We start from the raw sequence: 26,419 nt of genomic DNA on the forward strand, positions 1-26,419 counted from the left end.
TAGGTCCCTAATTTTAAAAAATAAAATATTTATTTATGCAAATACAAAAAAAAATTATTCTTCTAATAAGCATTTTGTTATTTAACAATAACGTTGCGGCTAAGCCTTTAACATTGATTCTAGATTGGCTGGTTAATCCCGATCATGCAGCCATTTTTGTCGCAGAAGAACAAGGATTCTTCGCCCGCGAAGGATTACAAGTTAATATTATTGCGCCTAGCAACCCAGATGATGGCACTAAACTGGTAGCAGCAGGCCACGCTGATTTGGCCGTTAGTTATGAACCGCAATTAGTGGTACAAGCTGCAAAAGGTTTACCTTTAATACGCATTGCCACATTAATAAACCAACCTTTAAATTGTTTAATTGTAAAAAAAGATGGGCCTATTCATCAGCTTGCCGATCTAAAAGGAAAACGCATCGCTTATACATCGCATGTTGAAGGAACGCTAATGTTAAATGCCTTATTAGAAAAGGCACACTTGCGGATGAGTGACGTACAAACAATTAATGTACAATACGATTTGACACAAGCACTTTTAAGCAATCGTGTCGATGCGGTTATTAATGTAATGCGCAACGTAGAACCTTTGGAAATGCAGTTTGCTCATCAAGCAGTAAAAATCTTTCCAGTCGAGCTAGCTAGGATTCCAACTTATGATGAATTAATTATCGTCGCCAATAAAAATAAATTATCTGATCCACGTATTATTAAATTTTTGACAGCACTTAGTGAAGCAACACACTACTTACTGAGTAATCCAGAAAAAAGCTGGCTAATATTTGCAAGAAACCATCCTGCCCTAAACAATCAGTTAAATCATCAGATCTGGCAAGCTACATTACCTTATATTGCACCTTATCCAATTAATTTCAACAAAAATGCTTACCAAAAATTTATGTTATTTTTACAGCAAAAAAAGATAATACATAACACATTAGTAAGTGAAGATTATGTGTTAAAATTAATCTAATATCATTATAAATTAATAATAAAATTAAATGCAAATTTCCTATATTTACCGCTGTTTAATAGGCGCAATTGTAATCCTACTTTCAGCTTGTCAGCCCTCAAAAAAACTAGAACACAATACTAATCGGATACTTGTAACCCCATTATCTGCCAATGGAATTGTCTTACCTGTTATCATTAAAAATAAACGTTATTCTTTTTTATTAGATACTGGAGCTAGTTATTCAGCAATAGATAATAAGCTCGCATCCCTTTTAACATTAGCTACACCAAAAGAAGATATTCCTCTTTATTTTAATCAATTTCTTACTGATGGTTTAATTACTACGAATGATAAATTAAATAATTTTAAATTGTGGCGTCCTTTACCAATAGAAATAGGAACTTATACTATTTTGGGCCATGATCCGTGGATTGGGCTAGATTTAACATTATTTAGTCAAGCTTTTGGTCAAAAAATAGATGGTATTTTAGGTGTAGAGGTTTTTCGTCAATTAAACTGGGCTATTAATAATAAAGCTAAAACCATAACTATATGGAAGCAGGCGCCATTCAAAATTAATTATCAAAATTGTGTTCCCTACGAAGATGCTTACGCTCAATCTCCTTTATTAATAATAAATAATAAAAACCAATCTGGCCAATGGAATTCTGCATCTTTAAACGTAGATACTGGTGCGGATGATACTATAATTTCTAATGAGCTTTTGAGTTTTTGGGAAAACTCAAAAAAGTGCAAACTGACTTTGGACCAAAAAAATATTGTTGGCGCTTCAGCAAGTGGATTAAACACCAATGAAACTTACTTAATTGATTGTTTATTTTTTGATCAGATGCGCGTAGGAAACTTCAAAATCCATGTAACTAAAAATAATATAAACAAATTAGGATTTGATTTTTTTTCACGTTTTGATAATTATATTTTTATCCCTAATAAAATGCAATTTTGTTACAACGCTGCAAAATTTACTCAAAATGATAAAAAATTCTTACGTTATTTTTCATTAGCTTATTATAATAATCATCTGGAATTTCGTTATAACAATCCAGATAATATTGCTCGCTACCATTTATTAAATGGGGATATTTTACTTCAAATTAATCATATTAATGTTAATAAATTAGACATTAAAAAAATTAGGGAATTATTAAATATTACGCCATTTAATAAATTAAGCTTATTAATCCTTCGAGATAAAAATAAAATAAAATTACAAATTTAGCAATATCCGAAAATAAATATAAATAAAAATGATTGAGGTTTGGTATTACCTAGGCTCCAAAGAATCCAATCTCCCTCTTTTTCATCTGAAAAAATAAATCATGCAGGAAGTTAGAAATTTCGTTACAATCCTCGTCTATGTCTAATCCTAATCATCCCTTATTAGAATCATTAAATGAGGCACAACAACAGGTCGTTGCTGCCCCACTAACACATTTGTTGGTACTAGCCGGAGCAGGTAGCGGAAAAACACGCGTGTTAGTCCATCGTATTGCCTGGCTAATCAATGTGGAAAATATATCCCCGCATAATATTCTTGCCGTAACTTTTACTAACAAAGCTGCTGGAGAAATGCGCCAACGTTTAGAAAATTTACTCGATATTCCTATGCGAATGATGTGGGTGGGTACATTTCATGGACTTGCTCATCGCTTATTACGCCAACATTGGGAAGCAGCAGGCTTACCCCAAGCGTTTCAAATATTAGATAGTGATGATCAATATCGTGTAATCAAACGAATTTTGGTCAGCTTGAATCTTGATGAAGCGCAATGGGCTCCGAAAAAAGTGCAATGGTTTATTAATCAACAAAAAGATGAAGGGATACGATCTCATCAAGTCGCTAACGCCAATGATCCCTATACCAAAACCTTAGTTCGTATCTACCAAACTTATGAAGAGATTTGTATTCGAAATGGTGTCATCGATTTTGCAGAATTAATTTTACGCAGTTATGAACTTTTTATTAAAAACCCAGATATTTTACACCATTATCAAGAACGTTTTCGATATATTTTAGTCGATGAATTTCAAGACACTAACACCATTCAATACGCTTGGTTAAAATTATTATGTAGCGGAAAAAACTATTTAATGATAGTTGGCGATGATGACCAATCTATTTATGGATGGCGTGGCGCTCGTGTAAAAAATATTCAAGATTTTACGCGTGATTTTCCAGAAAATCAGATGATTCGCCTCGAACAAAATTATCGTTCAACTGGGGTAATTTTAGCCGCTTCCAATACCTTAATAACGCACAACGATGGTCGTTTAGGTAAAAAGCTTTGGAGCAATGGTGGTCAAGGTGATCTTATATCACTCTATGGTGCTTTTAACGATTTAGATGAAGCGCGTTTTATCGTTAACCAAATAAAACAAGGATTAAAGAAAGAAGTATTAGCGAATGAAATTGCTATTTTGTATCGATCTAACGCACAATCACGTGTACTTGAAGAAGCTTTAATTTCAGCTCAAATTCCTTATCGCATCTATGGTGGATTGCGCTTTTTCGAACGTGCTGAAATCAAAGACGCCTTAGCGTATTTACGTTTAATTGCAAATCGAAATGATGATCCGGCTTTCGAGCGCGTCGTCAATACTCCAACGCGAGGTATTGGCGATCAAACCTTACAAACCCTACGAATGGAAGCACGTTCTCAAGCTATTTCTCTATGGCAAGCCGCTCAACATTTATTAACTACGCAAACCTTATCTGCACGTGCAGCCAATGCATTAACTCTTTTTATTCAATTGATCGACAAAACAGATGAAGATACTAAAAACCTAACCCTGGCAGAACAAACCGAACAAGTTCTAAATAGTAGTGGTTTATTTAGTCATTATAAAAAAGAAAAAGGCGAACGTGGTCAAGCACGCATTGAAAATCTTGAAGAATTAATCAATGCTACTAGACAATTTGTTCCTGAAGACAGTAGTGTTTCTATTTTATCTGCCTTTCTTGCGCATGTTGCATTGGAAGCAGGTGAACATCAAGCCAATGACCAGCAAGAATGTGTACAGTTAATGACTTTACATTCTGCTAAAGGTTTGGAATTTCCCTGGGTATTTTTATGTGGAATGGAAGAGGGATTGTTCCCGCATCATATGTCCCATGAAGAACCAGGTCGACTAGAAGAAGAGCGTCGACTCTGTTATGTAGGTATGACGCGTGCAATGCGCAAATTATTTCTCAGCTATGCTGAAGTTAGACGTTTACATGGCACCGAAAGTCATCATCGACCCTCTCGATTTATTTCCGAAATTCCCAAAGAGTTACTAGAAGAAGTTCGTTTGCGGACCTCAGTTATCAGACCTACGCAAACATTAAAACCGTCAAAAAATTCCACTCGTGATTCGGTGATAGGTGATACCGGATTACGCATTGGGCAAACTGTCACGCATCCAGCGTTTGGTGAAGGAACATTGATTGATGCCGAAGGACGTGGTGAACATACGCGTTTACAAATAAAATTTAATCAAGCAGGTACAAAATGGTTGGTGGCAAGTTATGCCAAACTAACCGCAAAATAAAAATACTTTTCGCACTTGAATTTTTGCCTGCGTTGCTGCTCACCTCGCAATCCTCATGTATCTTGAATACACTGGGTTGCTTCATTTTCGCGGCGCCTTGTCTAAAATCCAATTGCTGTGAGTGTATATATTCATTTTACGTGACGAATTCGGCGTAATAGGACATACAATGCTCCTGCGCCACCATCTCGTGGTTGAGCGGAAGAAAATGCTAACACCCAAGGAATTTGCATCAACCAACAATTGACATAATTCTTTAATTTGGCTCCTCCTTGCAAAAGTTTTCCTTTTCCATGAATTATTCTCACACAACTATAACTGTGTTCTCGACTTTGTAACAAAAAATTGAGCACCGTGCTTCGCGCCTTCTCTACCGTCATTTGATGCAAATCAAGATAATCAGATTGACGTAAATCCCCACGTATAAATTGTTTAATGCGCTTATTTTGCAATCCTGGTCGACTAAAAAATAGTCGATCTTCTGATCCTATTGTTAACTCAGTCGGATCAAAAAGTGATAGGTAGATTTGTTGCTTATCATCTTTTAAATTAATTGATTTTGTTTTTTCAGGCTCGAAAATATTTTTTTTTGATTTAACTTTTGCAGGGAATGATTTTGTAGGTTTTACACCTGACATTGCTTCTTTGAAAAACTCAAGATCCTCTTTATCGGGCGGAGGTGGTTTATTCATAAAAGAGTACCGGTTAGCAAAATTTTCTGAAGCATTGCGTAAAAGTATTAGAATAAACTATTATTAACAGTGTCGTTTAAAATTTGACTGAGAAGAGTGTGTCTTTTTCATTAATGAACCGATTATTTTTAACCATAGGCTTATTATTGATAAGTTTAGGTCTTGTAGCTTGTGCTAGCAATTCTAGCTGTGTGCCTAGTCCAGTACTACTATCGAACAGTCAAAATTCTGCTCTATCTATTGCAGCAGTCCCTAGCAATAATGTAATTCAACCTATTGCTTTGCTTCTACCGCTACAAGGTCCTTTAGCTAATATTGGCCAGTCAGTGAAGCAAGGTTTTTTAGCCGCCGCTGAAGAAAATGGATCATCGCCGCGTATTATACTAATAGACACCAGTGTTGAATCTTCTATACAAGTGGCCTATACCGCAGCCATAGCAAAAAATGCGCAAATAATTGTCGGTCCATTACTCAAACCCGAGGTACAAAGCATTGCCAGTTTTCAAACCAGCATACCGATTTTAGCGCTGAACTATTTAAATGCTGATATTAGTACACCCCCTGAGTTATACCAATTTGGTTTATCCCCTATCGATGAAGCTCAACAGGCAACACAGCATGCTTGGCAAAGTGGTAAACGTTCTGCACTCATTATGACTGCCAATGGCAATTGGGGATCCCAGATTGGTGAAGCATTCGCACAACAATGGCAAGCTTTAGGAGGAAACGTTGTTGGTCAACTTGCGTTGTCGGAAAATCCTGCTGATATAACCAGACAAATAAGGAATTTTCTACATTTTAAACGTCCACACGATAGACGTAGCGATTTTGATGTAATTTTCTTGGCGAGTAGTCCCCAAATAGGCCGTCAAGTCAAACCTTTACTAAAATTCTTTTTTGCGGGTGATATACCCGTTTATGCTACTGCATCAATTTATAGCGGTAATCATGCACAGCGGTTTGACAAAGATCTGAATCAAGTTATTTTCTGTGCTGCTCCCTGGTCGCTTGCTAACAACAGCATAGAACCTAATCTATACCAACAACTAAAATCAGCTTCTCCTGAACGTTTTAATCGAAACAGCAAATATTATGCGTTAGGCATTGATGCATTCCATATAATTCAACAGCTAGGAGTGCTAAAGCAATCTCCACGACAAACATTACAAGGTACTACAGGAATACTTTCATTAAATAGTCAACATCGTATCGTTCGCCAATTACCTTGTGCCCAATTTCGTAATGGAAATATAGTCCCTGTCGATTAATGTTTATATCAATCAATACAAAAAAATTAGGTAATCAAATCGAAAACTTAGTTTGTGATTATTTACGAAAGCAAAAACTAAAACTAATCGCCCGTAATTATGCGTGTCGCTTAGGAGAAATTGATTTGATTATGCAAGATCAATCCACACTGATCTTCATAGAAGTGCGCTATCGACAACATCTCAACTTTGGCAGTAGTTTGGAATCAGTCAATTTGATTAAACAGAATAAAATCATTAAAACTGCAGAATACTACTTATTATCCCAACAACTATCTGAACAAATGGCTTGTCGTTTTGATGTTGTGGGTGTTAAACCTATACCACAAAAAATAGGGAGTATTTCCAAACTGGACTCTGCTCAAGTAGAATGGATAAAAAACGCATTCTCTAGGTAAGCTATGAATCTATTAACACGAATTAAGACCCATTTTTCTGAAAGCATACGCACAAAAACCGATGCCGCAGAAACTCTACCTGAAATTATTTTGACAGCCAGTCAATTATTTGTTGAATGTTTCCTGAATAATAATAAAATTTTGGTTTGTGGCAATGGCGGTTCGGCAGCTGATTCACAACATTTTGCTTCTGAGATGATCAATCGTTTTGAAACAGAACGTCCCAGTTTACCCGCAATTGCCTTGACCACCGATACTTCAACGATCACCTCTATTGCAAATGACTATAGCTATAGCGAAATTTTTGCTAAACAAATCAGAGCTTTAGGACAAGCAGGAGATATTTTATTTATTATTTCAACCAGCGGTAACTCAGAAAATATATTAAAAGCCTGCGAAGCCGCGCAAAGTAGAGATCTAAAAATTATTGCCCTCACCGGGAAAGAAGGAGGAGCTTTAGCCGGATTATTAAGCTCCACTGATATTGAAATTCGCGTTCAAGGTACATCGACTGCGCGAATACAGGAAACACACTTATTAATTATCCATTGCTTATGTGACTTAATCGATAAGCAATTGTTTGGTTAATTTTGTAGTTAAAAAATAATTCCTATATTGACTACATCTCTATACGAGCCTATTCCAACATTTTGTTTAGCTGGTATCTGCCCATACACTACAAGATTTTGCTTCAGACCATTACCCACTCCAAAATGCGCATCAACTCCAACAACATTACCCCAATTTACCGTATGTGTTGGGTTTTGAGTTAAAAGATATTTAATGGATGAATGCTCTGGTCCAGACATCCTGCGTAATCTTGTCGTCGCTCCATAATTTGCACCTTGATCAAGTGTAACGTAATAAGGTGTATTTAAGGTACATAACACCTTGAGACGTGCTGTTGAATTAGTTGGAATCGATGAATTAGGATTATATAAACCAAATACTAAGGGTGTAGCACGAATAATACACCCACCTACGACATTGACCGAAACCAACATTGAAGTATCATCACCACCGATTGCCGAAAATCCTGGACTTGTACTTATCACCAATAACGAACCGACACATAAATTAAATAACCAACGCATGATTAACCCCCTTCTGTCCAGCCAGTAGTACAGAAAATTAATCCATTTATTTACTGTATAATTAAAGGAAGAAACTAAAAAAATTACATTTCAACTGAAATCAGTGTAAAAAATATCCATTTCTATGCTTTTTTGGAATATTGTTAGTTCACTTCCTCTATTAAGCCTAATAGAGGAATGATTTATTATCCAGAAAACTTGTATGAGGGATTTAATAGGTGACTGTTACCAAAACAGCGTCTGTATAAGTACCGGTATTGACAAATTGCGAAATAGGGATTCGACCAAAAACCGTATAATTTCTAGTAGTTGACAATCCTATTGAGGTATAGGAATCACTTACTGTCACCGTACCTCCAGTTGCATCACCCCAAATCGAAGTAAATGCCCCAGTAGTATATAAATTGTAATTTAAATGCACACCTAACCGATTCATGAATCTTGGTGTGTAAGTTGCACTATTACCCTTAGCCATACTAATTACATAAGAAACAGTAAAAATAACTAATGCTGAACAAGTCACTGCCACATTGCCATTAGCGGTTTTTTGAGCAGTAGGGACATAAGTCCCAAACGTGACTGCTGTGGTTGCAACTGAACATGAACAGCCAAGTCCTGCACAGGTAGCATAAACAGCAGGACTATAAAAGTTATAGAAAAATAAAATAATCAACAACCAATACCGTTTAGTTTTTTTTAATAGCACTGCACATCTCCTAATTCGATAATTGGATCGCTGATATAAGGTAATGGTACTGAAAAATAATAAACATGATTTTCCCAATGTACCGAGCCCTCTAAAAGATGACCCTGGATTTCAGGAATATAAACCTCTCCGTCATATCCAACAGGATAATTTTCACAAGAATTTTCATTATTTAAAATAAGTTCTGCTCCAACTGGAACAAATTTACCATTCGGCGTTTTTAAATGCAGATCAATACCTTGCATACGTTTAATCGAGAATTCTGCTAAAACTCCACTATTAAAGTAAGGAACAACCATTTGATGGGTAACATCAATCTGTGTATCTAATGGTAATGTTGTGGGCTCTATTTCGACGGTATTTTCTTGATAGGGTAATAATTCCGTTATTAATAAATTACCATTTCTATCTGTTTTACCCATTAATTGATTTTCATAATAGACATCCACACTGGGGAAGTCAGGAACCTTCACTAAAGCAAAACTTTGCGTGAGTTTACGTGCTAAAAAACCATTCCCTGCAAAATAAATAGCACTGCCGCTCGCATCTACTTCATAATTGGCTTGTCCGCGACCTTGTCCTAAGCGGGCAGTATATGCACCAATTTCAGTTTGTACCGTCATATCTGCACCTGCATAACGATTACTGTTATTGCTAGCCAGAATGTTATAACCGTAACCCGTCCCTAATGGAATTGGTTTAGTAAATTGCAACAAATCTTGTACTTGATGATTTTGCCAAGTGGTTGAATTATTAACGTAATAATTAACATCTGGAGCAAAAACTAAAGTAAGAAATGCTTGATTTGTTTGTGAGTTTCGTAAATCTCCCACAAAACCCAAACTTAGAGAAATATTTTTAAATAAATTATGCGTATAGGTAGCTGTCAATAATCGCGCTGTCGGTATGTTGGATATCCCATTCTCGGTATTAAAATTGCGGCTATTCACCATGGTAAAACTGGTACTCAATGATCCATAATTTTCTAAACTGTAACCTAAAAATAATTGATTCACGACACTCGGTGGTGAGGTATTAGGTTGTGTACCTAGTTGAATATAATTTAAAGTAGTTAAGCTTGTATTAAAACCATAACTTAGTTTTGGACCTTGACGAATAAAACCTAAACCTAACAAACCTCCACCACCTGAATTATTGTGTCCGCCTGCCACAGCAACAGACGCTACGCCATAGTTATTCAATAAATAATTAGCAGAAAAACCTAAGGTTTGCTGATCAAATAATAGTTCGGCATGCCCACCTAAGGTTAAGTTGTCCGTAATGCCACGTTGATAAGTTGCTACAGCTAAAAAACGTCCATAATCATTGCTATTCACACCATAATTATCACGAACAAATCCGGCTTCATAGGAAAAATCAACTAAATTGGGTTTCAGCAATTGCGGACTTGCATAATAGGAAAAACTCACAACCTTGCTACGACCGAGCAAATCTTGTGTAACCACATTTACATCACCCGCTCCAGAAATAACCGGAATATTATTAAATATATAAGGGCCATTATTAACTATTTGCTGTTGATTTAAAATACTATTCACAAAAACATCTACGGAACTGGGAATAGCGGCTTCCCCTTTATATCCAGGTAGTGGAAACGTCACTAAATTAGGTTGGGTATTAAAATTTGTCGCGTATTGAATACCGGCAAAACGTGATGCACCACTCCAATACGTAGAACTTGTAATCGCATCACCAAAACGCCAACGTGCAATTTTTTCTGGTTGGTCTAATGTCCAGGTGGTATTTAATCGCACTAATTTACTGGATTGATTCGTTAAAAGCGTAATGTTATTTGCGTATTTGTTATATGCGAGCACATCTGCAGTTCCAACCCCCAAACGATTAAATAATCCTAAGCCCATTAATGCCGAAAGATTAGTTTGATTGATTCCAGGATAATTATTTCTTAAGGCTACAGCATCATAATTAAGATAGGCGCCAGGATCTTTTGGACGTAACGCGCCTAAACGTTTACTATAAGGATCAAAGGTTTGGGTAACAAATAATTCTGGGGGTGCAGATAAAGTTAGCTGCATCGCATACTGATCTAATTGATAATGAAGACCAGGATACCAATCCAGTTTATATAAATGATATCGATCATAGTTTAAAGGAGAGTGATAAGTAAATTGCATCTTCCATTGGCGTAAATCATTTTCTTCAACCCAGATTTGGCCAGATGGATCTTTATAACACTGAGCTACGCCCGGCAATAATGTCCCATTAAGCTTTATTTCAAGCAACATGGGAATGACTGAAATTTTAGCTTTTTCTTTGGGTACTTGTTTTATTGAAGATTTTCTTCCTAGCTTTGCGTTACTATCTATGCTGATTAAAGAAAAAATTATAAAACATACAATTAATAAAAATTTAGATCCTATGCAAAGCTGATTTTTTATAGTGTCCATTAATATTTGACTGAATATCCGTATAATTAATATTAGAATCGTCTTTAACTATCCAAGAATAAGAACAACCTGGTAAAACATATGTAAAAGTTGAATGTTTTTTCATTAAATGTTTTTGCGGCCGATCAGGCAATAATTGCCATTGATTTAAAAATAAAGAAATATTGCCATCATTATATAAATTCAATTTCATATGGTGTGCATCTAAAACTTTGATTGACCAAACTGCATTCTCAACCATATGCAACGGCTGTATAAATAAAGGGAGAGAGATATCCATTAAAAAATACAAGGTTTGGCCTAATTTTTTTTGTCTTAGTGGCTGCACTTCTTTTAAATGCATTCGATAAGTTTTTTGCACTGTATTGTATGTAGGATGTCTTAAAGCAAAACGAATAATTTGGGTTTTATGTGCCGGTAAGACAAATAAGGGTGGAGTAAGCAAGATGTCATGTGAAATCTTATAAATATCTTTACACTTAGGGCTTTGTTGCCAGTCAAGTAAACTTAATTGTAATATACTACTTTCATCACTTCGATTAGTAACTCTAAGCACGCCTATCCTTTGAGTAGGAGATAAAGAAAGCTGAACTGGCGTAACTTCTAAAACGTTAGCACTAACATCTGAAATTAATAAGACAGCTAGAATACCAAAACTAGCAATATAGTACTTTATTTTCATTCTTAATTGATCCCTTACAATCCTTTTTATAAATAGATAACTATTAAGCGTTTAATTAATAAATCAATTAGCATAATAAGTACCATTTATATGTTCGTCAGGATACTTTAAACAGAATAATGTCAGTAAGTAACGGTTATTAGTACAGTGTCATTATAACTACCTGTCGCAGGAACTGCACCGGCAGCTATTCGCCCATAGACTGTAGATAATTGAACCGCTCCATTACCTGTCAAATTTACTGTATCAGTGGGTGGAGTATTTCCCCAATTTATTGTGCGCGCTGGATCTTGAAAAAGTCTATAGCCAAGTGTTCCCGAAGGTGTTCCTGTCATAACCCTGTTAGTAATAGTTGCGCCACTACCTGTTCCGGCATTTAAGCCAATGGTATATGCAGTACCATTATTACAAGTCACCTCGATGCTACCCGTCGCATCGTTTTGAGCTCCCGAATAGTTACCAAAGTTTACTGAAATAATATTACCAAAGATACAAGTTGCATTCACTGTTGCGTTAACGGGTAAATTTGCCGTTACTGTCGCAGCAAATGCAACTGGATTGAAAAATATAATTAACAATACAAAAAAAGCATTTTGTGCTCTAAACATAATCGATTTCCTTATCAAATAAAGATCCTATAGCACATAAAGAGAATATAATGCTTTATTAAAGTGATCAAGTTTAAATTAACTTAATCCTGGTCTATAAAATAATCAAATAACCACTTAACTTATATTAAAATGTTATAAACAGGGTCACTCGATCTAAATAAGTACCTGCCATCACCGCTTGATTACTAGGAATTTCTCCGTAAATAGTAATCACTTCGGCAAATCCAGTTGCTGTTTGATGCAAAGTATTTTGGCCTATTACTGTTCCATACTTATTTTGATGACCGGCATCTTGGAATAAACCATAATTTAATAATTGATTTCCACCTTGTTTGGTTAGTAATCGATGATTTTCTGTTGCACCTGCACCTTGCCCCCTGTCAATCCCTATATCATAGGCTAAGTTAGGTATACAGGTTATTGTCACTGTACCTGTTGCATAATCCGGATTAGAATTGAATGAATAATAATTAGGAAATCTCATATCTGAGACAGATCCAAATGTACAATTTGCTCCGCCACCAACGGTCGCCATAACTCCTAAAGTATTATTTATAGTTACACCTATTACATCTTGGAAAACTAAAAAAAACAAAATACTGATTGAAAATTTAATGAAGCAACGCATATCCCCCCCTAAGACCTAAAGCTTTTTATGGTTTTTTTCTATGCGTTTTTTATTTGAATTAACTGTTTACCTGCTTAGGTCGCTTATATAAATATTTGGAATAAATTATAATCGTTAATTTATTCTAGTGAATATTTACCGATTTAACGAATAAGGCTAAGTTTTATGCTTGAAAAAATAACGAGTGAGAATAACTCTATCGATCTCATCGATCTTGGTCTCATTCGAACCAGTGGTAAAGATGCTAAGCAGTTCTTACAAGGCCAATTAACTTGTGATTTAGAGGAAATCAGTGCAGAACAAAGTCGATTAGGTGCACATTGTGATATCAAAGGACGCGTAATTGCTAGTTTTCGTTTATTTTTTTACCAAAATAACTACTACTTTTTATTGCCGCTCAATATGTTGTCACTTTTATTAGCTTCCTTACAAAAATATGCGGTTTTTTCAAAAGTAACGTTAACGGATGTCAGTAAAGATTGGCAAAAAATTGGACTTTATGGCCCTTTTTTTAAAGGTTTACTAAATGATCAGAAATTATACATAGCGAAGGAAAATGAAGTTACAGAGTTTAATAATACGCTAAGTCTATCTATTCCAGGACCTACGCCGCGCATTATTTTGCTAGTGCCTACTTCTGAACCCATTGGGTTTATCGATGCGCTTGAGCAACAGAATATCGATCACTGGCACTTACTAGATATCATGGCTGGCATTCCTACTATTTATCCCGAAACCAGTAGTCAATTTACACCACATCAACTGAACTTCCCGCAGATACACGGCGTGAGCTTTAACAAAGGTTGTTATATAGGTCAAGAAATCATCGCTCGAATACATTATTTAGGAAAATCCAAAAGTCGTCTTTATCGAGTAAGCTTTCAAGCTAATAATCCACCCTTACCAGGCACCACTCTATTTGACAGTAATCAAAAGATCGAAAAAGGCACTCTGATTATGTGCGCTAAGGAGCAGGGTAATTGTTATCAGGCCTTGACATGTTTGCAAACTCAAGCTATTTCCCATAGTATCAGACTAGGTAGTCCTGAAGGTCCATTACTACACTTTTTAGAACTGCCTTATTCTATTAACTAGAACTAACAATATGCTTACAACACAAAAAAAAATATTAGCTTTTATTCTGCTGTTAGGTATCAGTGCTAGTGTATTAGCCAATGTTCCCCCTACTAATGCCAACGCTCCTTCTGCAACATTGAGCAACCCCCAAAGCAAAGCTATCGAATTTGCGAGACAAGCCGGGGCTATAGCTGGTATCGCTCAGGCCTGCGGTGAAAATTTAGGAGATTTTTCTGCAAGAATAAACGAAGCCATAAATAAGTTATCTAGTGATCCTTCTGATCTAGCAGCAGCTTCTTTGGTTTATCAACGCATTAGCCAGGAAGCGAAAATAGCTGAAAGTAAAAACCAATCTATCCCTTGCATGAAGGTACTACAGGATTTTCGAAATTTACCGATTATGCAATCTGACTATAAAACCACGGTTATCGAGCAACTTAACCCAGCTGGTCCATAAATAATCTTTATTTACATCTCTAATTGTTGTGAGCTCGATTCCCGGATAAAAAATAACGAAAATAGAGATAATAGAAGGTAGATGGGTAATATACTTAATGCATGTCGGTATTCTATTGTTGAAAAGTAATGCACACCGGATATCAATTTGCCATGCGAATCACCATCTAATAACTTCCCTATCAATGGCTGAGTTAATGCACTGAAAATAATATCGCCGGTATTTATTAAGGCGATTATTGTCGCTGCAACAGTTATTTTATTTAATTCTCTTCCCAATGCAAAACCTAGCATAAATGCACCGGTGCTAAAACCAAAAATAAATAACAACGTTCCCAACAACCAAAGTGGAAAACTCATATAGATAATCAAGGTGATGCAAACCAAAGCTACAAAAGCATTAATCAACATTACCGGACGTCGTTTGTTTATCCGATCCGACCATAAACCTATTAATGGACTACCAAAAGCTAAACCTAAAAAAATAAAAGAAGCCAAAAGAGCTGCTTGGGTATGCGAAACCTGATAAGTTTCTTTTAGGAAGGGAATACACCATAGTCCGGCAAAACTATCGATGGGTGAAAAAGCCAATCCACTATAAAAGGTAATTAACCAGTTTTGTTTACTAGTCAATACCATCCACACATCATGGAACGAAAATTTTTCACTTATTCCAGCTTCGCTGACTGCTCCTACCGGGTTATCACGCACAATTAAGTAAAATAAAACTGCTAAAATAAGTCCGCTCACAGCACACATATACAAACTCTGCCGCCAACCCAAAACACTAACCGCAAAGGACAATGGCACCTGGCCTGCAACTGCACCTAACATCGCAGCTGTAGCTAACAAGCCACCAACAAATGCAAATTGATTGGGTTTGAACCAAAGGCTAGTCATCTTCATATAACTAACTGTGGCAAAAGCCGCTCCAACCCCCATTAATGCCCTAGCCCAATTCGCTATATTTAAAGTATGTGCCTTAGAAAAAATATAAATTCCGGCTGCACATATAAAAATAGCTATTGCAGTTAATAAACGTGGACTATAACGGTCGAGTAAAACACCCACAAAAAGTTGGGCTATCAAAAAAGAATAAAAAAAACTCGCAGCTAAATTACCTAAACCGGTACCTTGTATCTGAAATACACGCATCAGGTCGTCGGTCATAATGCTGGGAGAGACTTGTAAAATGTATTTATAAAACAAAAATGCAGCAGCTAGAGCAATGACTAACCAAGGATACAATCGGTGAGTGGTAAAATGTTTCTTTTCTATAGACATGACGTGCTAAACCTTAAAATTTATTTAGCGCGACATTATGGCATTATTAGGCAATTTTTGCACACCTTATCACAGTCACAGGACATTCTACAAAAATCTTAACACTAAAAAGAGGTTCGCAAATTAAATTAAAAGTAGCATAAGCGAGGATAAAAAAATCTCAGGATCAAATTGATAGTACAAATTTAAAAAAATAAGCATTAAATTATTAAACCTCTTAAATTTATTGATTCGCAAATTAAAGTCTCGGCGTATAATACGATTCATTTCAGCCCCGGTGGCACAGTTGGAAAGCGCGGTCCCCTCCTAAGGGACAGGTCGCCGGTTCGAATCCGGCCTGGGGCACCAACATTTGCAAGAAGATGAACAAGCGACTAGGCTTTTGCTAAGAGGTCTAATGAATATTTTATCGATACAATCCCATGTCAGTTACGGTTATGTAGGTAACAAAGCGGCGACTTTCCCCTTACAAGCGATGGGATTTGATGTGTGGCCTGTTAATACGGTGCAATTTTCCAACCATACAGGCTATGGTCATTGGCAAGGTGATATTTGCACTGCTGAGCAGGTACGTGCCGTCATACAGGGTTTAGTTTCCTTAGATTTAGCAAAACAATGCGATGCAATTTTATCTGGTTATATTGGTGATAAAGAAATTGGCCAAGTTATTGTGGAAACCGTACAACAATTTCAACAAGCCAATCCTAAACTCATTTATCTCTGTGATCCAGTTATGGCTACGCCGAATGGTAAAGCCTGTTTTGTTAAACCAGATATTCCCAATTTCTTTCGTACCCAAATTTTATCCATTGCTAGCATTATTTCACCCAATCATTTTGAAGCGGAATATTTATACGGAAAAAAAATTAATAATTTAAATGACTTAAAACAAGCTGCACATTTTTTTCATAATCAAGGAATACTTATTGTCATCATAACCAGCCTAAATTTAAAAGAAAAAACTATATCAAACTCGAATAAACTCATTGCTTTTCTCTCAAGCAAACAAGGACAATGGTACGCTACAATTTCTATTCCAAGCATTTCTGCAACAATCAACGGCAGTGGGGATCTTTTTTCGGCACTGTATTTAGGTCATTTTTTGTTAACTAAAAACGCTTTAACTGCTTTCAGTTTAGCGTTAAATAAAACCCATCAAGTAATTCAAGCCACTTATGCAGCAAATCGCTGCGAATTAAAAATTATTGGTAATGATTATAAGCAAGCAGCTCCAGATTATGTTATGCTACAACAGATAGAATAACAGGAAGTTACAATGAAAGATTATCGTTTTTATTTATGGATAGCCTATCTCTCAACAGCTACTGTTCTTTTAATTAATCTGCTAACTCCTTTAATTCGTTATTATAAGTTATTTAAGAAAAAGCGAAGCATTACGTCATTAATCACAAAAAAATAATGTTAAAAATTTGGCAGAAAAAAAATTTTTTGGGCTATTTGCTTTGGCCATTATCGTTTATTTACCGTATTTTTATTTTTGTACGCCGTAAATTTTATCAATTCCATTTTTTAAAAATAAATTACCTCTCAATACCCGTTATCGTCGTTGGAAATATTACCATTGGGGGAACAGGCAAAACACCCGTTGTCATCGCATTAGCTCTTTTTTTAAAAGAAAAAGGTTGGCGGCCAGGTATTATCAGCCGCGGCTATGGCGGTAACACTAAGCATTTTCCCTGCTTAGTACATCAAAACAGTAATGCTCGTGAGGTGGGTGATGAACCTATTTTAATTGCACAACATACAGGATGTCCCACCATCATCGATCCTGATCGCAGTCGCGGCGCTAAGAGTTTACTGAAGCGTTCCAATTGCAACATTGTCATTAGTGATGATGGTCTACAGCACTTAAGCTTTGGTAGAGATATAGAAATTGTCGTCGTCGATGGCGAAAGACGTTTTGGGAATAACTTTTGTTTACCCGCAGGCCCCTTACGTGAACCTGTTTCACGTTTAAGTTCAGTTGATTTTGTTATAAGCAAAGGAATCGCTCAAACCAATGAATTTAAACTATGTTTAATTCCAGATTATTTTTACCAACTAATTCAAACTAAAAATAAACAATCGAAAGAATATTTTTTTGAAAAAAAAGTGCATGCCGTGGCTGGCATAGGAAATCCCGATCAATTTTTTAAAGCCATACGTAAACTAGGTCTTAACATCGTTGAGCACCCCTTCCCCGATCATTATCTATTTAAACCGCGTGATTTCAATTACGGGAATGATGCCATTATTGTAATGACTGAGAAAGATGCAGTAAAATGCGTAGGTTTTGTTGATGCCAGACTTTGGTGTTTAAGAACCAAAACAGCGTTAGACAATAATTTTCTAAATACTATATTAAATCGAATTAATTTAATAAATGAAAATCTAAAATCTTCTTCAAGCTAGTTTTTATATCTATATGTGGTTGCCAATCAAGTTGTTGTTGCGCACGTTTAATCGATGGCATACGACGTTCCACATCTTGATAACCTTTTCCATAATAATTATCTGAATTTATAGTCTGTAATTCTACTTGTGCAGCATAATTTGTATAATCTGCGTAAGTTTTAATTAACTCTAATAATAATTCAGCGAGTTCACGGATAGAAATATCGTTTTCCGGATTACCAACGTTAAAAATAGCTTTTTCTGCGCATCCATTTTTATTTGCAATGATTTTTAATAAGCATCCTATCCCGTCGTCAATATCAATAAAGCTACGTCGTTGTTGTCCTCCATTCACTAATTGAATGGCTTCCCCACGTAATATATTTCCAATAAATTGACTGACAACTCGTGAGCTTCCTGGCTTAGGATTATGTGGATCATCAAGCTTAGGGCCTAACCAATTGAATGGTCTAAAAAGCGTATAGCTTAATTCATTCTTTAGACCATAAGCATGAATCACTCTATCTAGTAGTTGTTTACTGCAAGAATATATCCAACGTGGTTTATTAATGGGCCCTAGCACAAAATTACTTGTTTCTTCATCAAATGCTTCATCAGTGCACATCCCATATACTTCAGAAGTCGAGGGAAAAACTACACGTTTTTGATGTTTAACGCACAAACGAATAATTTTTAAATTGGCTTCAAAATCAAGTTCAAAAATACCTAAGGGATTTTTCACATAACTTGCAGGCGTGGCGATTGCAACTAAAGGCAGGACTACATCACACTGTTGAATCTGTTGTTCGATCCATACTATTTCATGATTTAGGTCACCTTTTTTAAAGGTGAGTCGTTGGTGTTTAAGGAACTCACTGATTTTATTTTCGCTTAAATCCAATCCAATTAACTGCCAATCTGTTTTTCCTAAACAATGCTCCAATAGGCTGCTGCCAATAAAGCCATTGATCCCAAGAATTAATACTTTTAAACTCATATTTTACTACTTGTGTTAAAAATGCATTTCTTATATTTACTTTTCATTCGTCTCATCAACAATCTTTCTAATAACATAGCGGGGACGGTGACGTACTTCTTGATAAATACGTCCAATATATTCCCCCATAATACCTAGACCCATCAGCATTATACCCATTATAAAAAAAACTATCGCAAACAACGTAAACACACCTTCCACTTCTGGGCCGATAATAATCCGCCGTAAAAGCAAATATACAACAAAAAAACTACTTAAAATGGAAATAAACAATCCCAACATAGTAAAAATCTGTAAGGGTAATAGTGTAAAACTAGTCATCCAATCAAAATTTAAGCGTAACAAGCGGTAAAGATTATATTTAGACTCACCCAACTTACGAGCATCGTGTCCGACTTCAATTTCGGTAGGAGATATAGAAAGTCTATAGGCTTGTGCTGGAATAAATAAAGAAGTTTCCTTGCTCGCAATCATCAAATCAACGAGTGAACGGCGATAGGCTCTTAACATACATCCTTGATCACTTAAACGAATTTTAGTCATTTTATAGCGTAACCAATTATTTAATCTGGAGGCGTAACGTCGGAAAAAAGTATCTTGTCGATTTTTCCTTATTCCACCAACATAATCATGACCTTCTTCAATAAGTTGTATCAAATGAGAGATTTCTTCTGGTGGATTTTGTAGATCAGCATCTAAGGTAATAATAATTTCTCCTCTTACCCGCTCTAAACCTGCCATTAAAGCCATGTGCTGACCAAAGTTACCATTAAAATGAATAATTCGAATTTGTTCTGGTCGTCTTTTTTGTAATTCATTAAGTCGTTCAAAAGAATCATCCTGACTACCATCGTTTACTAAAATGATCTCGTAAGTCTTACCTGATATATCTAAGCTTGAAATTAAGCGCTGGTATAACTGTTCTAGGTTTTCAGACTCATTATAAACAGGGATAACCACACTGATATAAGGTTTGTTCATTTTTTCTTTATCCTCTTTTAATCATTAGTATTACATCTTAAGATGATTACTTAATAAAACATCTTGGTCAGTTTGTGCAAGCAAATAAACAGTGGGTTTTTTTGATTGTTTAAATTGTTGATATATTTCTTTATTAGTTACCATATAAACGTGTTCATGACTATTCCAAAGGGGCCAAAAGTTAGCATCTTTTAACATCCAAGCATTGGTATCCTGATGTTGCATACCAAAGATTAACTCCCCGCCGACATTAACTGCAAATACCCGTTGATTTAAATAAAAAGGTAAATCTTGATAATATTCGTAGTACGCAACTACTTTATCCTTTGGTTTTAATAAAGGTTTGAGCATAGCAACTAAAGGTTTTATAGATCGCGTATCGAACTGGGGAATACTGATAGAAACAATCAGAAAACTAATTACACTTCCTATTGTTAAGATTGTAAATGCCATTTTAGATTTTTTACGTAAAATAAAGCAACTCGCTACTATGCTATTTAATAGAAAAACAGTATATCCCGTAGTTAAAAAAAATTTAGCAGTTTGAGAGAGCGTTGTAGAAGGATCATTTACTAAACATACAAGACCTACAATTCCTAAACCTAGCCATAGCAAAGGTACAACTAAATATCCCCATTTAATATCATTGAAACGCTGCCAATGGGTAGAAAGATAATGCCCGGTTAACAAAGCCAAACCAGGAAATATGGGTAAAATATACGGAATTAATTTGGAATGTGAAAAAGAAAAGAAAATAAAAATTATTCCTATCCAGAGTAAAAGGAAAATAGAATTATTTTTTTCTTTAAACTGTTGATAATTTCGGGGAAAGTGACCGGCTACGGCTTGAGGCAAAAAACATACCCAAGGTAAAAATCCAGCAATAAAAATTGGAATAAAAAACCAATCGGGTTGGTAACGTTGTGCTATTAAAGTGGAGTAACGCAAAAATTGTTGATCAATAAAATAGAATTGAAAAAACTCAGGATTCCTGGACTGCACTAAAATATGCCATGGCAAAACTATTAATAAAAATAATAAAATTCCACTCGGAAGATAACATTCTTTCAGTAAACGCCATTGATTAGTTAATAAGACCCAAAGCCCAATAATCATAGTTGGAAATATGATGCCGATAAGCCCTTTGGTGAGCACTGCTAGCCCAGCAAGCATATAAGCACTATAAAATAAAAAACGACGGCCTAAACTTGGGGATTGATTGCTGGCAACTAAAAAAGCTAACAAACCTCCAGATAAACAGACCGATAAAGTCATATCGAGCGTTACCATTCGTGCTAATGCAAAATATAGAAGACTGGAAGCAAGAATAATGGCGCTTAATAGTCCCGCTCGCCTTTCAAAAAGAATTCGACCCGATGCATAAACTAACAAGCAACCTAATACTGCCATAATAGCGTTAGGTAAACGAACCGTCCATTCACTGATAGGTGCAAAATAATGATTTGTTTTAGACCTATTCAATGCATATTCTGCTTGGATAATCCATGGATTTAAAACTTTAATTGCGCCGGCTTGTAACCAGTAAAATAAGGGTGGTTTTTCAAAATATTTGATCCCGTTCAGATGGGGAGTTACGAAATCATGTCTAACCAACATTTCGCGTGGAATTTCAGCGTATCTACCTTCATCAGGTACACTTAGCGGTCTTGTTCCTAAAAATAAACTGAATATTAAACCAATACCCACTGCCAGTAAGATTAAATCAAAGCACCAGCTTCCTTTATTGGACTTAGCTTGAATGATCGACATGCTTATCACTGCCTATTTTGGATAGGGGTTGAGAAATGGCCCTATTACTATAATAATAGGCCAAATTTATAACGGTTCTGGAGAGGAAAAGCAATGCAAAAACAAAAGATCGCGGTAATTTTGTCCGGATGTGGCGCCCTAGATGGCAGTGAGGTCCATGAAGCTGTACTTAGCTTATTTGCTTTAGACCGTGCTGAATTACCTTATCAATGTTTAGCTCCTAATATACCTCAAACTCGCGTAGTTAATATGGCCGATGGTAAAACCCAGGAACATGCGCATAGAAATATATTGGAAGAATCTGCACGTATTGCGCGTGGAAAAATTAAAGATATTGTCTCGGCTAACCCTAATGACTATACCGCTATGATCTTTCCAGGTGGTTTTGGTGCCGCATTAAATCTGTGTAATTTTGGTTTGAATAAAGAAAATTATTCGGTACAAAAGGATGTTTTTAAATTTGCTAAAGCGATAGTAGAAACAAAAAAACCTGCGGGATTTATTTGTATTGCACCCGTTTTAGCCCCAAAGCTTTACCCAACCGGTATTAAAATAACCATTGGCAATGATAAAGCTACTGCAGAGATATTAGAAAAGTTGGGTGCTCAACATATTCCATGTGCTGCTACAGATTGTGTCGTGGATAAAACCCATAAATTAATCAGCACGCCCGCCTATATGTTAGCCCGTTCAATTAAAGAAGTAGCGATAGGTATTGAATGCTTAGTAAATGAACTATCCCTAATGTTGAACACATAATCTCATTACCCCATGAATAAATTTCTAAGACCAATACGTAGCTTTGTGCATCGTCAAAAAAAATTAAGCAAGAGTCAACAGCTGGCTTTTTCGTCTTTATCTAATCAGAAAATATTAGCCAAATTAGATTTTAAAAACCTATTTCAACGAGAAGCATACACTGTACTAGAAATTGGTTTTGGTATGGGTGATAGTTTGTTGCAACAAGCCTTACAGTATCCAGAAAATAATTATTTGGGAATTGAAGTTCATCGTCCTGGAATCGCATTAATACTAAAACAAATCGAAAAACTTAAACTTAACAATATTAAAGTTTTTTATGCCGATGCCACAGAAATTTTAGCTCATTCCTTTCCTAAACATAGCTTAGATTTAGTGCAAATCTTTTTTCCAGATCCTTGGCCGAAAACTCGGCATCATAAACGACGATTAATACAAGCAAAATTTATTGCATTATTACATAAAAAACTTAAATTAAATGGCAAATTACATCTTGCTACAGATTGGCAAGATTACGCTCAACATATGTTAAAAATCATGGAAAGTGCATCTGAATGGCAAAATACGGTTGAGAAAAATCAATTTACGCCCAGACCATCCACCAGACCAATGACTAAATTTGAAAAACGCGGTCAAGAATTAGGTCATTCAATCTGGGATCTGGTTTTTGTTACACTTTAATTTTAAAATATTTACTGCAATTGGATTTTTGGCATGACACCACGAAAATGAGCAGCCGAAATATATTTAAGAACCATGAGAATTGTAAATTTAGAGACAACATAGACAAAATGCAAGCGCGAAGAATTCTGAAGCTTAATCATTCATAAACATAGCAAGCAAGTCATTATAAAACCGTTTACCAAATTCTGTCGTTTCCATTGCAAACCCATCATATGTGAGTAAACCTTGTTGCTGCGCTTTGTGTAAAATAGGCTGAATATTTGATAAAGGTAATCCTGTTCGCTGCTGAAATAGTTCCACTGGAATTTTTTGATACAGTCTTAATGCATTTATCATAAATTCGAAAGGCAATTCTTCAGCTATAATAAATTTTTCTTCAGCTAAAAAATTATTTTTTTGTGCTAAATATGCTTTTGGATTCTTTTGCTTCCAAACACGCCTAATAGTCCTTTTTTTGTTATCAGTTATTTTACTGTGCGCGCCTGCCCCGATGCCTAAATAATCACCAAACTCCCAATAATTAAGATTGTGTAAGCAATTGTATCTATCTTTACTGAAAGCAGAAATTTCATAGTGCTTATATGCTTTTTGTTTAAAAATTTCTTCACCTCGATCTTGTAATTCTCCCATCGTTTCTTCTAGTGGTAATTGCGGCGGTCTTTGGTAAAAATAGGTATTCGGTTCAATAGTCAACTGATACCAAGAAATATGCGTCGGCTCCAACGAAAAAGCAATCTGCAAATCCTCCAGACCTTCAATTACAGTCTGGTTCGGCAAACCATGCATCAGATCGAGATTGATATTAGTAAATCCAGCTGTTTTAGCTGCTGAGACGGCTTTAATCGCTTCATTTCCATCATGAATACGACCAAGGATTTTCAATTTTTCAGTAGAAAAACTTTGTATGCCTAATGAAAGTCGATTAATACCTGCTTCACGATAACCATAAAAACGTTGATATTCTACGGTACCCGGATTGGCTTCCAAGGTAATTTCGATAGCCTCAGAAAATTCTAAACGTTGGGCTAGTTCTACCAGTAAATACTTAAGCGTAGCGGGTGAAAATAAACTGGGGGTACCTCCGCCCATAAAAATACTGGTGATCGGTCGATCGCATAGATTATCGAGATCTTGCTCTAAATCTAAAAGCAACATGTTTACATAATTTATTTCTGGTAAATCAGTTATTAAAGTATGTGAATTAAAATCACAATAAGGACATTTTCGTATACACCAAGGAAAATGAATATATAGAGACAAAGGTGGCAGTGTTAACATACATACTTTAGATATGGGAAAAATACAAATTTGTCTTATATAAAAATTCGATTATCCCATTTTTTTCATGTTTTAAAAAAATATTATTTAATTGTTCTATCATAAACTTATATTTTGCATGCTCAGGTCCTGGAATAAATGACATGGATAGTAACCTGCCTTGAAATCCTTCCCAATCAAATTGCTGAACGTTTCTAAATGATGCGGTTTTTATAGTATGACCCTTAAAAAAACTATCCATAGCCACTTTATCTAATTTTTTAGCATTCGAACTAGCATAATCATTGCCATACTTCAACAATAAACTTTCATAATCGCATATAAGCGGAGATTGGATATCTCGAACATTCCAGACCAACACTACCCATGCCTTAGGTTTGGCAATACGTTTAAATTCTCGTTTGGTTTTTTCCACATCAAACCAATGAAAAGCAGTGCCCACAGTTATAAAATCCATACTTGCATTCTCTAAATGCGTCGCTTCTGCCGTACCGGAAATTGAATGAAATTGAGAATATTGTGTTAAATAATCCTCTCCCGCTTCTCTCATTGCTTGATTAGGTTCAACACCGTACACTTTATTGCCATAATCGAGAAATAATTTAGCCAGAAGCCCCGTACCAGAACCAATATCAGCAATGACACTTTTTTTGCTTAAATCACATTCGCTAACGAGCAATTCCAATATTTCTATCGGATAAGAAGGTCGATATTTAAGATAATGTTGTACCGTCTTAGTAAAAGGTTCAATAAATTTATCGGCCATTTAAAAGTTCCCAATATTGGTTTTTTTCTAAATTATATCATTGGTAAGCTTAATTTTTGCTTTATTATAAAAAAGTCTTTCCAAGGATCATGTTTGAGCTTAGCTAATCGTTGCGGCAAGTTTTTCACCGTGAAAGTGTCGGATTTAATTCGTGTCGTTAATTCATGCCAATTTAAAGGGGTGGCCACAGCTGCATTCGCCCTAATCCGAGTTGAATACGGGGCAATGCTGCTGGCGCCGCGTTGATTTCGCAGGTAATCAACAAAAATCTTCCCTTTGCGCTTGGCTTTACTCATATTTGCAACCAAGAGCTGAGGATTCTGCATTACCAAATATTGCGTAAATGTATGGGCAAATACTTTTACTTTGTCCCAACTATAGAGCCGTTTAATGGGAATAACGACATGCAATCCTTTACTACCGGTCGTTTTAACAAAACTCTTCAAGTTAATCTTCTGCAAATTATCTTTGACAAAATAAGCGGCCTCAATAATCTTTTTCCATTCGGTATCCAATCCAGGATCAAGATCGAAGGTAATAAAATCAGGCTTTTCTATTTTATCAATTTGACTTGCCCAAGGATGAATTTCTAAAACACCTAGTTGTATCAATTCCATTAAACCAAGTTTATTTTTAATATACAGATACGGTTCTGATTTATTCGTTTTATCTGACAAACTTATCGCATACAGATTTTCGGTCTTTGAGGTTAAATGCCTTTGATAAAAACATTTTTTCTTTTCCCCATTAGGACAACGCAGCAGTGTTAATGGTCGTTGCAAAATATAAGGTAGTATCCATTCTGCTATTTGATTGTAGTAATTTGCCAAATCTAATTTTGTTATATTTACATCGGGATATAATAATTTATCAGGATGAGATAAATTAAATTTTGTTTTTGGACACTTATTTTTTTTTATTGATATTTTGTTTGTATTTAATTTACCCATTTTCTAC

27 protein-coding genes and 1 tRNA gene are annotated in these 26,419 nt (G+C 35.6%); 14 read left to right on the forward strand and 14 right to left on the reverse strand.

Annotation, left to right across the window (positions count from 1 at the left end; translation table 11 throughout):
• Positions 1-35 precede the first annotated feature (35 nt).
• From AACL18_RS06480 to uvrD, 3 genes are all read left to right on the forward strand, one after another.
• Positions 36-974 carry an ABC transporter substrate-binding protein gene (locus AACL18_RS06480; RefSeq protein WP_339050092.1) on the forward strand — a complete coding sequence of 313 codons (939 nt, stop codon included), beginning with the start codon at positions 36-38 and terminating at the stop codon, positions 972-974.
• Positions 975-1,002: 28 nt separating this feature from the next.
• A complete protein-coding gene (locus AACL18_RS06485) occupies positions 1,003-2,196 on the forward strand; it encodes an aspartyl protease family protein (protein ID WP_339050094.1) in 1,194 nt (397 codons plus the stop codon).
• A gap of 137 nt (positions 2,197-2,333) precedes the next feature.
• Positions 2,334-4,508, forward strand: a complete 2,175-nt coding sequence (uvrD, locus tag AACL18_RS06490) for a DNA helicase II (RefSeq protein ID WP_339050096.1) — start codon at positions 2,334-2,336, stop codon at positions 4,506-4,508.
• A 131-nt stretch (positions 4,509-4,639) separates the two neighbouring features.
• On the opposite strand, the gene AACL18_RS06495 is transcribed toward uvrD, so the two are convergent.
• Positions 4,640-5,200 (reverse strand): Smr/MutS family protein, encoded by a 561-nt coding sequence (locus AACL18_RS06495; RefSeq protein WP_339050098.1) that lies wholly within the window; start codon positions 5,198-5,200, stop codon positions 4,640-4,642.
• A 98-nt stretch (positions 5,201-5,298) separates the two neighbouring features.
• Between AACL18_RS06495 and AACL18_RS06500 the strand changes: the two genes are divergently transcribed.
• The 3 genes from AACL18_RS06500 to AACL18_RS06510 are packed head-to-tail and all read left to right on the forward strand — an operon-like array spanning position 5,299 to position 7,454.
• On the forward strand, positions 5,299-6,468 hold the full coding sequence (locus AACL18_RS06500; protein ID WP_339050099.1) for a penicillin-binding protein activator: 1,170 nt from the start codon (positions 5,299-5,301) through the stop codon (positions 6,466-6,468).
• A complete protein-coding gene (locus tag AACL18_RS06505; RefSeq protein ID WP_339050101.1) occupies positions 6,468-6,866 on the forward strand; it encodes a YraN family protein in 399 nt (132 codons plus the stop codon). The genes AACL18_RS06500 and AACL18_RS06505 overlap by 1 nt, the downstream gene beginning before the upstream one ends.
• 3 nt (positions 6,867-6,869) lie before the next feature.
• Positions 6,870-7,454, forward strand: a complete 585-nt coding sequence (locus AACL18_RS06510) for a phosphoheptose isomerase (protein ID WP_339050103.1) — start codon at positions 6,870-6,872, stop codon at positions 7,452-7,454.
• A gap of 8 nt (positions 7,455-7,462) precedes the next feature.
• Here AACL18_RS06510 and AACL18_RS06515 read toward each other — a convergent pair whose 3' ends face one another.
• The 6 genes from AACL18_RS06515 to AACL18_RS06540 all read right to left on the reverse strand — a co-directional run bounded on the left by AACL18_RS06515 (position 7,463) and on the right by AACL18_RS06540 (position 13,016).
• On the reverse strand, positions 7,463-7,960 hold the full coding sequence (locus AACL18_RS06515) for a spore coat U domain-containing protein (protein WP_339050105.1): 498 nt from the start codon (positions 7,958-7,960) through the stop codon (positions 7,463-7,465).
• 211 nt (positions 7,961-8,171) lie between these two features.
• Positions 8,172-8,666, reverse strand: a complete 495-nt coding sequence (locus AACL18_RS06520) for a Csu type fimbrial protein (protein ID WP_339050108.1) — start codon at positions 8,664-8,666, stop codon at positions 8,172-8,174.
• On the reverse strand, positions 8,657-11,095 hold the full coding sequence (locus tag AACL18_RS06525) for a fimbria/pilus outer membrane usher protein (RefSeq protein ID WP_339050109.1): 2,439 nt from the start codon (positions 11,093-11,095) through the stop codon (positions 8,657-8,659). Before AACL18_RS06525 ends, AACL18_RS06520 begins: the two co-directional genes overlap by 10 nt.
• Positions 11,058-11,777, reverse strand: a complete 720-nt coding sequence (locus AACL18_RS06530; protein ID WP_339050110.1) for a fimbrial biogenesis chaperone — start codon at positions 11,775-11,777, stop codon at positions 11,058-11,060. The genes AACL18_RS06525 and AACL18_RS06530 overlap by 38 nt, the downstream gene beginning before the upstream one ends.
• 122 nt (positions 11,778-11,899) lie before the next feature.
• Complete coding sequence (locus AACL18_RS06535) at positions 11,900-12,385, reverse strand: spore coat U domain-containing protein (RefSeq protein ID WP_339050113.1); 486 nt, start codon at positions 12,383-12,385, stop codon at positions 11,900-11,902.
• A gap of 127 nt (positions 12,386-12,512) precedes the next feature.
• On the reverse strand, positions 12,513-13,016 hold the full coding sequence (locus AACL18_RS06540; RefSeq protein WP_339050115.1) for a spore coat U domain-containing protein: 504 nt from the start codon (positions 13,014-13,016) through the stop codon (positions 12,513-12,515).
• Positions 13,017-13,181: 165 nt separating this feature from the next.
• On the opposite strand from AACL18_RS06540, the gene AACL18_RS06545 reads away from it, so the two are divergent.
• Positions 13,182-14,111, forward strand: a complete 930-nt coding sequence (locus AACL18_RS06545; protein ID WP_339050116.1) for a hypothetical protein — start codon at positions 13,182-13,184, stop codon at positions 14,109-14,111.
• 10 nt (positions 14,112-14,121) lie between these two features.
• Complete coding sequence (locus AACL18_RS06550) at positions 14,122-14,550, forward strand: hypothetical protein (protein WP_339050117.1); 429 nt, start codon at positions 14,122-14,124, stop codon at positions 14,548-14,550.
• An 11-nt stretch (positions 14,551-14,561) separates the two neighbouring features.
• On the opposite strand, the gene AACL18_RS06555 is transcribed toward AACL18_RS06550, so the two are convergent.
• The gene (locus AACL18_RS06555; protein ID WP_339050119.1) at positions 14,562-15,833 is read right to left on the reverse strand and encodes an MFS transporter; all 1,272 of its coding nucleotides are present in this window, start codon (positions 15,831-15,833) and stop codon (positions 14,562-14,564) included.
• 271 nt (positions 15,834-16,104) lie between these two features.
• Between AACL18_RS06555 and AACL18_RS06560 the strand changes: the two genes are divergently transcribed.
• The 4 genes from AACL18_RS06560 to lpxK all read left to right on the forward strand — a co-directional run bounded on the left by AACL18_RS06560 (position 16,105) and on the right by lpxK (position 18,245).
• Positions 16,105-16,181, forward strand: a tRNA-Arg gene (locus AACL18_RS06560).
• Positions 16,182-16,230: 49 nt separating this feature from the next.
• Complete coding sequence (pdxY, locus tag AACL18_RS06565) at positions 16,231-17,097, forward strand: pyridoxal kinase PdxY (protein WP_339050120.1); 867 nt, start codon at positions 16,231-16,233, stop codon at positions 17,095-17,097.
• 12 nt (positions 17,098-17,109) lie between these two features.
• Positions 17,110-17,253, forward strand: coding sequence for a heme exporter protein CcmD (gene ccmD / locus AACL18_RS08130; RefSeq protein WP_422395881.1), 144 nt, complete (start codon positions 17,110-17,112; stop codon positions 17,251-17,253).
• Positions 17,253-18,245, forward strand: coding sequence for a tetraacyldisaccharide 4'-kinase (gene lpxK, locus AACL18_RS06570; protein ID WP_339050121.1), 993 nt, complete (start codon positions 17,253-17,255; stop codon positions 18,243-18,245). Before ccmD ends, lpxK begins: the two co-directional genes overlap by 1 nt.
• Here lpxK and AACL18_RS06575 read toward each other — a convergent pair.
• From AACL18_RS06575 to AACL18_RS06585, 3 genes are read right to left on the reverse strand one after another with little or no spacing between them, the layout of a single operon-like run.
• Positions 18,205-19,224, reverse strand: a complete 1,020-nt coding sequence (locus AACL18_RS06575; protein ID WP_339050123.1) for a bifunctional UDP-4-keto-pentose/UDP-xylose synthase — start codon at positions 19,222-19,224, stop codon at positions 18,205-18,207. The two genes, lpxK and AACL18_RS06575, sit on opposite strands and share 41 nt — an antisense overlap.
• A gap of 36 nt (positions 19,225-19,260) precedes the next feature.
• A complete protein-coding gene (locus AACL18_RS06580) occupies positions 19,261-20,205 on the reverse strand; it encodes a glycosyltransferase (protein WP_339050124.1) in 945 nt (314 codons plus the stop codon).
• A 30-nt stretch (positions 20,206-20,235) separates the two neighbouring features.
• Entirely contained in the window at positions 20,236-21,975 is a 1,740-nt protein-coding gene (locus tag AACL18_RS06585; RefSeq protein ID WP_339050125.1) for a glycosyltransferase family 39 protein, read from the reverse strand.
• A 93-nt stretch (positions 21,976-22,068) separates the two neighbouring features.
• On the opposite strand from AACL18_RS06585, the gene elbB reads away from it, so the two are divergent.
• Both elbB and trmB read left to right on the forward strand, forming a co-directional pair.
• Positions 22,069-22,734: an isoprenoid biosynthesis glyoxalase ElbB gene (gene elbB / locus AACL18_RS06590; RefSeq protein ID WP_339050127.1), complete on the forward strand. Its 666-nt coding sequence runs from the start codon at positions 22,069-22,071 to the stop codon at positions 22,732-22,734.
• Positions 22,735-22,746: 12 nt separating this feature from the next.
• Positions 22,747-23,415, forward strand: coding sequence for a tRNA (guanosine(46)-N7)-methyltransferase TrmB (gene trmB, locus AACL18_RS06595; protein ID WP_339050129.1), 669 nt, complete (start codon positions 22,747-22,749; stop codon positions 23,413-23,415).
• A 135-nt stretch (positions 23,416-23,550) separates the two neighbouring features.
• Here trmB and hemW read toward each other — a convergent pair whose 3' ends face one another.
• Genes hemW through ligD form a run of 3 tightly spaced genes read right to left on the reverse strand, consistent with a single transcriptional unit; the run spans position 23,551 to position 26,412 of the window.
• Positions 23,551-24,696 (reverse strand): radical SAM family heme chaperone HemW, encoded by a 1,146-nt coding sequence (gene hemW / locus AACL18_RS06600; RefSeq protein WP_422395882.1) that lies wholly within the window; start codon positions 24,694-24,696, stop codon positions 23,551-23,553.
• A 7-nt stretch (positions 24,697-24,703) separates the two neighbouring features.
• A complete protein-coding gene (locus tag AACL18_RS06605; RefSeq protein ID WP_339050131.1) occupies positions 24,704-25,462 on the reverse strand; it encodes a class I SAM-dependent methyltransferase in 759 nt (252 codons plus the stop codon).
• A 32-nt stretch (positions 25,463-25,494) separates the two neighbouring features.
• Positions 25,495-26,412 carry a non-homologous end-joining DNA ligase gene (gene ligD, locus AACL18_RS06610; protein WP_339050132.1) on the reverse strand — a complete coding sequence of 306 codons (918 nt, stop codon included), beginning with the start codon at positions 26,410-26,412 and terminating at the stop codon, positions 25,495-25,497.
• Positions 26,413-26,419 lie beyond the last annotated feature (7 nt).

Source organism: Rickettsiella endosymbiont of Xylota segnis (assembly GCF_964019545.1).
In the GTDB taxonomy this organism is placed as follows: domain Bacteria; phylum Pseudomonadota; class Gammaproteobacteria; order Diplorickettsiales; family Diplorickettsiaceae; genus Aquirickettsiella.